Here is a 6,627-nt window from a genome sequence, read left to right as displayed (position 1 = left end):
GCCCCCACTGCCCCTAATCCCCAGGGAGTGGGGGCCGGTGAGTTCCCCACTGCCCCTACCCCCTCCTCTTTCCTCTAGGCTAGGATCTTATTTACTGGCAGCAAGCACCTTTTTAAAAACCTATGAATGGATCGAACCGATTAACAAAGCAATCCTCATCCATATCTGAACAGGATGAGGATTTACTCTTTGACGATACAGACAACAATAAGACACAGCATATTCACAACCATGAACACTCGGTTCATTCTCACGTTCATAGCGAAGAATCTCTGCGGCGAATTGTCAATCGGCTTTCGCGTATAGAAGGGCACGTTCGTGGTATTAAGACAATGGTACAGCAAAGTAGCCCTTGTCCTGATGTATTACTACAAATTGCTGCAGTGCGGGGAGCACTAGACCGAGTAGCAAGAATTGTTTTGGATGAGCATTTAACAGAGTGCATTGCAAGAGCGGCAAAAGAGGGCGATATTGAAGTTGAACTCGAACAACTTAAAGCAGCTTTAGATAGGTTTTTGCCTTAGATGATTTTTGAAAAGTTTTATTTCATACTCAACCCGGCGACTAGAAGTCGCATGGCAGTCGGCTCTCCTTTCCGAGACCTGCGCTAACAAGTCGGGAAACCCGGACTCCCTATGCCTACGGCACGGCTCCCCAAGAGCGCAGGGCTGTTTCATTCCACAAGAGAGAAGAGTTTGTCAATATCATTAGAGGTAAATCTTTGGGCTGATGTGATGGACGATACCCTACGTACCCACTCATTGTCCCCATAATGACAAACAGTAACACCAACCACAGTTGATGTCTTTGTCCATCTTTGACCCGAAAATCTTTAACTTCCCGCAGTTGTTCAATTCCGTTTGCGCTCATTGTTTTCATCCCCAGGACGCTTGTCATTTTACACCTTTTAGGGAATGAAACAGCCCTGCCCCAAGAGCGGGGATCACCTATGCCCTGCCTTGCCCGCTGCGATCGCCGTAAGGCGTGGCAAGAGCCATAGAGCGGTGAGGCAGTCCGTTGCGGAGCCATTGCTGCAGGAAGGTTTCCAACGCGGCTATGCTCTACTTGGGAAGACACGCGCTTGTGCTACTAGTGGACATGCACTCGCATAAGTCCTAAGGGGTCCCGCGCAAGGGACGCGGTTTAGAATCAAGCTCACGCATAGAGGCGCGTAGCGCTTGCCACTACTAGTCTTAGTTTTTACATATTTTCTTGTGGAGCACTACTAAATGCGCGTGGGTGGGTTACAAGTCATTAGGCAGACTTAATATTATTTATAATGGGTTTTCATCAGAATTTCCTTGCTGTTTCTTCATAGCTTCGATGCGCCCTTCAAGAGAGATTATTTTCTTCTGAAATTGCATTTGATTTTCCTGATTTAATTGAGCTATGTAGATAGCTGTTCCAGCTTTAATTCCTAAAGCTTTGAATGAAGATATTTCCTCGGTGGAGAAACCACGCCCATCAGTTCGGGGTCCAATACCAAGAATCCCAATCAATTTGAACTTTTTCCCCTGTGTTGTAAGTAACGGCACAAGTAGTGAAAAAGTAGCGTTTTCTTCTTGTGTAATGACTTTGCCATCTTGCATTTTTGCAATTAAGTTTTCAGAGAATCTCCCAGACTCAGGATCAATAGAATTTAAATTGTACGTTGCTTCAAGTTGAAGCTCTCCGTCAGGATTATACAAAAAGATTGCGTCATGAGTAATGCGAGCGATTTCAGCTGTTCGCTCAACTAGGATCTGCAATAGTTCTCCAGAGTCATGCGTACTTGCTAGTGCTTCGGGTAAAAATTCGCTCAAATCTTTGGAAAAATTAACTTTTGAAGGAAAGAGGTAACGATCGGCTAAACGTTCTAAATGCTTGAATGTAGCCCCGAATAATAGGGTAGCTACTACAACAGCCAGACCCATTGCCAACGGTTCCATGTGTGTACCTAGGAACTTCTCAAAGATTCCTCCCAGCACTCTTTTAGCAACTTCCCACAAACCCGCCAGCAACGCCGTTGCTAGACCAAAGAATAGCGTACGATTAATGATAAAGTTAATGTTCCAAAGCCCAAAGCGAAAAATCGAAACACAAATAGATATTGGTAAAACCAACTGCGATAACGCGAAAAAAGGATGGTGGATTAATGAAATAATTAAGTCAGGTCCGGTGTCTATTGATCGGAAAAGATACCAAGGTGAATGGGTGATTAAGTCTCCCATGAAGGCTACTGTCAAGCCAAATACAATCCACAGAGTTTGTTGCTTTTCTGTGTGATTAGATACGCGGAAATAACGGTAGATTTGGACAATGACTCCTGTAGAAAACCAAAACAGCAACACCAGAAAGGGGAATACACCTGGTAATCGATACGGGTTTAAAGCCGGGTAAAAAGGCCAAATCAATGACCATACGACCAAAACAATGCTTAGAATACGAGTCCAGGAGGAAATGAAGCGTCCATCAGGAAAGATGTAAAAAAAGATGACGAATAAGCATAAGCCGATGGAACGCAACACATGCAGTGATACACTAAAAGTCCCTTCTTTTATTATCAAGGAGTGTAAAGGAGGAGGGACTGTTGCACCAAACATCATGAGCGCGATCGCTGCGAATACTGAGATCCAAGTAGCCTGTCTGCGAAAGGCGATGAGCACCCCAGTAATCATGAACGCTAATGCAATTAGCAATTCAAAAATTAGGTAAAAATAAACGTAAAATTGCTCAGATAAACCGTATTTTACCAGATAAGGACGGTAATCATTCGCAGCCGTGTGCTGTAGATACTCAAAACGGTTTAAGACAGCAGCAATACCAGCGATCGTAATTGCGACAATGACTACGGGTAGAATTGATTTTACTAAAGGGGGAACAGGTGAGTAACCTTGTTTTGAAATAGCTTGGGTCATATAAGAAATCTTGCTGAAATTTGCAAAAAAACTAAGATATTCATCAAATGAAAATCTTTTTTCTTTTTTACTTTTTATTTGAAAATTACAAAAATTAAAACACTTCAATTTCTTTGGTTATTTCTAAAGTATATGCTAGAACTTACGCATGGACAAAATTTTGATTGTGTGGTGAGCACTATACTAGACATAAGCCCTCCTTCTACTTCTGATATAGGTGTAAGTGAAATCAATTTATGCACGCTGCGGAAGATGGAACGTAGATTGTAGATAGCTGAAACATTTTGCAGCCGCAGTGCAATTGATCTGCAGATACAGACAATGCTTCCCTCATGATCGGCGCACGTTATGTATAATCCAATCTTTTTGAGAGCGTGCGTAAGTCCTATATGCGATCAAAAAAGCCCATGTAAACCAAATAACCAGATGACGGATAGGGAAAATGATTGAAACCCGCGCGGCGCGAGCTGACCGCCACGCTGCACTGCGTTCCGCAAGGCGGCGCTTCGCGGTTTGTGTAGCAAGGGCCAGCGCCCCCTTGCGGGCAATGCCCGACAGTCGGTGCAACATTTGTTATTGCACAGATAACATTGCTTTTGTCAATTAAAAATTCTGCCCAAAAGCGAGTGAAAAATCAGGTATCAAACTAAGCTTTGTACCTAGCTTTTGCAAAAAATTGAATGATGAGTACAAAGATTACACGATTGCCCAAAACGCACTGCCCTCTGCGCAATCGCAAACCCAAAAACGATGTTGTCTACCACGGGTTTTGGCATATTTTTCAATTATTAGATATATTGACAAATGCGCCATAACCTTAACCTGTCACTAATGCAGTGCAATTGGCGCGCGATTAGAATTCACCAGGGCAATGTGTGTGATCAGATAGGCAATATGATCCTCAATAATTATCAATTTCACTATTGTTTCAGTGGTAATCCAGAGAAACTACTGATACTCTTTTTACACGGTTTCATGGGTAACACTCATGAATTTGATGAAGCAATCTCATTATTATCTAATGAGTTTTACTGTTTAGTTATTGACCTTCCTGGACATGGAGAAACTAAAGTTTTGGGTGGTGACGAGTATTATACAATGCCAAATACTGCTCATGCCATTATCAACTTGCTGGAGCATTTAAAAATTGACAAATGCTTTTTGGTTGGTTATTCAATGGGAGGAAGATTAGCTTTATACCTAACGCTAACTTTTCCTCAACGTTTTCCTAAAGTTATTTTAGAATCAGCTTCTCCTGGTTTATTAACACAAGCGGAACGAGTAGAAAGAATCAAACGTGATGAGCAAATAGCAAGGAAATTAGAAAGAAGCATTGATAGGAATGATTTTTATGCTTTTCTCTGGAATTGGTATAGTCAAACAATTTTTGGTTCTATAAAACATCATCCCCAATTTCAGTACCTTATAGAACTTCGGTTACAAAATAAACCAATCGAGTTAGCGAAATCACTTCGATACATGGGGACTGGATGTCAACCTTCTTTGTGGGAAAAGCTGAAAGAGAATACAAATCCTTTGCTGTTATTAGCAGGGGAATATGATGAAAAGTTTATAGATGTCAATACACAGATGACTAAAATTTGTAAATATTGCCAGCTAAAAATCATTCATAAGTCTGGGCATAATATTCATTTTGAAAATCTGAAGGGTTTTGTTGAGAATCTTCAAGATTTTTTACATAAGCAGAACATTTGAAATATTTTCTCACCCATGTTTTGCACCTTTGAGTTTCACACAAGAATGGTGTTTAATAAGAAATTTTTATTTGAGAAAATGAAATAATCTTAGATGATTAAGTTATACTTTTCAAGTAAAATCAATAGTCGATTTTTACAGAAACTAGGTAGTGCATTTCATGGAAGAGAACAAAATCTTTAATACTCACATTGAAAGTTTTCAGCCTTTATTAACTCCAGATGAGTTGAAATCAAGATTACCTTTAACAGTTTTAGCGAAAGAAACAGTTTTGAAATTTAGACAGGAAATAGAAAAGATTCTAAATTTTCAAGACAGGAGGAAATTTATAGTCGTTGGTCCATGTTCTATCCACGATACAAAAGCAGCGATGGAATATTCAGAGAAACTTAAAAATCTTGCTGAGCGAGTCAATGATAAACTGCTGCTGATCATGAGGGTATATTTTGAAAAACCAAGAACAACAGTAGGATGGAAAGGATTAATTAATGACCCTGACATGGATGATTCTTTCCATATCGAAAAAGGTTTATTAATTGCACGTAGCTTACTGCTAAAAATTGCTGAATTGGGATTACCCGTCGGCACAGAAGCACTCGATCCTATAGTACCTCAATACATTAGTGAACTTATTACCTGGTCTGCAATTGGAGCACGCACAACCGAATCACAAACTCATCGGGAAATGGCAAGCGGACTTTCGATGCCTGTGGGTTTTAAAAATGGCACTGATGGTAACATTAATGTGGCTTTAAATGCTCTCCAATCAGCGCAAAAACCTCACCACTTTTTAGGAATTAATCAAAGCGGACAGGTAACCATCTTTAAAACGAAAGGAAATGCTTACGGTCATGTTATTTTGCGAGGCGGGAATGGTCAACCTAACTTTGATGCAGCGAATGTCAAACTGGTGGAAGAAAAATTAAAAAAGGCAAATTTCTCACCGAGAATTGTGATCGACTGTAGTCACGGTAATTCAAGTAAACAATATAAATTACAAGGCTCTGTTCTGGAAAATATTATTCAACAAATAGTGGATGGTAATACATCAATAGTTGGCATGATGTTGGAATCCAATTTGTATGAAGGTCATCAACAACTAATTCCTAGCGAAAAAGAGCAATTACAATATGGTGTTTCTGTAACAGATGGGTGTATTGGTTGGGAGGAAACAGAAGAAATTATTTTGGCTGCTCACAGAAACCTAAAATAGAAAAGTTGTGTTGCAAAAACTTGTACCAAGGGTTTTTAAAAACTAGTCATCACCTGAGAGTTTTTTCTGACACTGCTTTTCCAGATGCCTTTAATTCCTCTTGTAAAATTCTCTGATAAATCCTAGGCAAATACTGACTGACAGAATTTGTTTCTATACCATATCCTAAACTTGTCCAAGTAGGAGATAACCGCCGCAAAACATCTGGTAACTTTCCTTGACGTAGCTGTCCTGATATATCAGTTCTCCAAAATTGAGAGTCAGTTAACCAACGATAAACCACTACGTCTTGATACTCTGCTTCAAAACTATAAGAAACCCAAAACATAAATCGTCCTGGGTTCGGATGATAGCGAGGGGCTATATTATACCATGTTTTGTTAATAATTTGATATCTACCAGCAGCTGTAGAACAATTACCTTTGTTGGGACCTGTAACAATAGTGACGCATATCTCAGGATGGCGGTTAAGGTTACTAACGTGCTGTCCACCATACAACAATGAATAAGGACGGTTGCTACTCGCTTCGCTTGCTGAGATAGTGCGCATTAAAGCACGGATGTAGGGATCACCCCCTTTCATGACTAAGGGAGGCTGTTTGTTACCAAAGGTAGGATCATTGTGCGATCGCAAATCTCCAAATATATACCACTGCAACAAACATACGAAGCCAAGAAGCGCAGCTATTGGTCCTATGAGTTGTTCAACGCCGCCTTTGCGTTCTAAGCCTTTGTTCAGAGTTCAACTCCTTAAAAATTACCTGTTATGCCTATCCAAATATAACAACAGTTTCCAACGCA

At 40.4% G+C, this 6,627-nt stretch carries 6 protein-coding genes; 3 read left to right on the top strand and 3 right to left on the bottom strand.

The genetic code is table 11. The features are described from left to right. Positions 1-122: 122 nt before the first annotated feature. Positions 123-524, top strand: coding sequence for a metal-sensing transcriptional repressor (locus DP117_RS02565; RefSeq protein WP_169216768.1), 402 nt, complete (start codon positions 123-125; stop codon positions 522-524). A gap of 115 nt (positions 525-639) precedes the next feature. Here DP117_RS02565 and DP117_RS35285 read toward each other — a convergent pair whose 3' ends face one another. Continuing rightward, entirely contained in the window at positions 640-1,077 is a 438-nt protein-coding gene (locus tag DP117_RS35285) for a transposase family protein (RefSeq protein WP_211175871.1), read from the bottom strand. Between the two features lie 197 nt (positions 1,078-1,274). Continuing rightward, the gene (locus DP117_RS02555) at positions 1,275-2,897 is read right to left on the bottom strand and encodes a hypothetical protein (protein ID WP_169216766.1); all 1,623 of its coding nucleotides are present in this window, start codon (positions 2,895-2,897) and stop codon (positions 1,275-1,277) included. Between the two features lie 894 nt (positions 2,898-3,791). Between DP117_RS02555 and menH the strand changes: the two genes are divergently transcribed. Next, positions 3,792-4,613: a 2-succinyl-6-hydroxy-2,4-cyclohexadiene-1-carboxylate synthase gene (menH, locus tag DP117_RS02550; protein ID WP_169216765.1), complete on the top strand. Its 822-nt coding sequence runs from the start codon at positions 3,792-3,794 to the stop codon at positions 4,611-4,613. Positions 4,614-4,773: 160 nt separating this feature from the next. Continuing rightward, complete coding sequence (locus DP117_RS02545; RefSeq protein WP_169216764.1) at positions 4,774-5,826, top strand: 3-deoxy-7-phosphoheptulonate synthase; 1,053 nt, start codon at positions 4,774-4,776, stop codon at positions 5,824-5,826. Positions 5,827-5,875: 49 nt separating this feature from the next. Here the strand turns inward: DP117_RS02545 and DP117_RS02540 are convergent, their stop codons facing one another. Next, entirely contained in the window at positions 5,876-6,523 is a 648-nt protein-coding gene (locus DP117_RS02540) for a glycoside hydrolase family protein (RefSeq protein WP_339381265.1), read from the bottom strand. Positions 6,524-6,627 lie beyond the last annotated feature (104 nt).

Origin of the sequence: Brasilonema sp. UFV-L1, assembly GCF_012912105.1 — a bacterium.
In the GTDB taxonomy this organism is placed as follows: Bacteria; Cyanobacteriota; Cyanobacteriia; order Cyanobacteriales; family Nostocaceae; genus Brasilonema.
Note: the sequence above shows the minus strand (reverse complement) of the source record. Positions and strands in the feature narration are given on the sequence as shown.